The organism is Bacillus sp. P4_D3, from assembly GCF_056401855.1.
The window spans coordinates 1-1,495 of sequence record NZ_JBFUIN010000737.1; the positions used below are offsets into that span (position 1 = coordinate 1).

Here is a 1,495-nt window from a genome sequence, read left to right on the forward strand (position 1 = left end):
ATCCGTTGTTAGTTGTATGGCATCGAGATGGTGGATTACAGTCAAAGGATTATAAACTCATACAAGACGTTTATAAAGAATTAAAGGCCAGTCCTTTAAAAGAACAATCAACGTTACCGCCATTTGATACAATTCCAGAGCAAGTATTATCAAAAAGCGCATCAAAAGATGGTACATCATTTGTTACACCGGTATTCTTTAATAAATCAGCTGGTACGGATATTTTAAAAGGAAACCTTGAAGATTTAAGAAAAATAGTGAATAGTAAGGTGGATGAAGATCCATTTAAACAAAAAATAAGTGACTCTGGTTTACACGTTCGATTATCTGGACCTGTAGGCATTCAAACGGATGCAGTCAGCTTATTTAGCCAAGCAGATGTGAAGTTATTAGTTGCAACCGTATTACTCGTATTAGTTTTATTAATTTTACTGTACCGTTCACCGATTTTAGCAATTTTACCTATAGTTGTTGTTGGCTTTGCGTACGGAATTATTAGTCCTACACTTGGTTTTTTGGCCGATTATGGATGGATTAAAGTAGATGCACAGGCTATATCGATTATGACTGTTTTACTGTTTGGAGCAGGAACGGATTACTGTTTATTTTTAATTTCAAGATATAGGGAGTATCTGTTAGAAGAAGAAAGTAAATATAAGGCACTGCAACTTGCGATAAAAGCTTCAGGTGGTGCAATTATAATGAGTGCACTAACTGTAGTATTAGGATTAGGAACATTATTGCTTGCACATTATGGAGCCTTTCATCGATTTGCAGTACCATTTAGTGTTGCTGTTTTCATAATGGGAATCGCTGCATTAACAATTCTTCCGGCATTATTATTAATTTTTGGTAGAGTTGCATTCTTCCCATTCATACCGAGAACAACTGCAATGAATGAAGAGTTTGCGAAAAAGAAAGTTTTAAAAGTAAAAACTACAAAGGGGGCCTTTAGTAAAAAGATTGGTGATATTGTTGTACGTAAACCGTGGACAATTATTATGCTAACTGTATTTTTATTAGGAGGATTGGCTTCATTTGTACCACGTATTCAATACACGTACGATTTATTAGAATCATTCCCGAAAGATATGCCATCACGTGAAGGATTTACATTAATCACGGATCATTTTTCAGCTGGAGAATTAGCACCAGTAAAGATTGTAGTTGATTCAAAAGGAAAAGATTTACCTATTAAACAAGAAATAGAGAAATTATCCTTTGTTAATAAAGTGAAAGAACCAATGAAGGGAAAAGAAAATAATCAATTGCAAATGTATGAAGTTTCTTTAGTGGAAAACCCATACTCAATTGAAGCATTAGATCAAATCCCTGAATTGAAAAATAGTGTAAAAAAAGTATTAAAAGACACAGGGATTAGTAATGCAGAAAATCAATTGTGGATTGGCGGGGAAACAGCTTCCTTATATGATACAAAACAAATAACAGAACGTGATGAAGCGGTTATTATTCCTGTGATGATTAGTATTATCGC

At 34.0% G+C, this 1,495-nt stretch carries 1 protein-coding gene; it reads left to right on the forward strand.

Going from position 1 to position 1,495, the window contains the following annotated elements; all coding sequences use genetic code 11:
- Nucleotides 1-1,495 (forward strand): MMPL family transporter (locus tag AC1DTM_RS26135; RefSeq protein WP_477001249.1); only part of this gene is annotated, 1,495 nt, incomplete at both ends.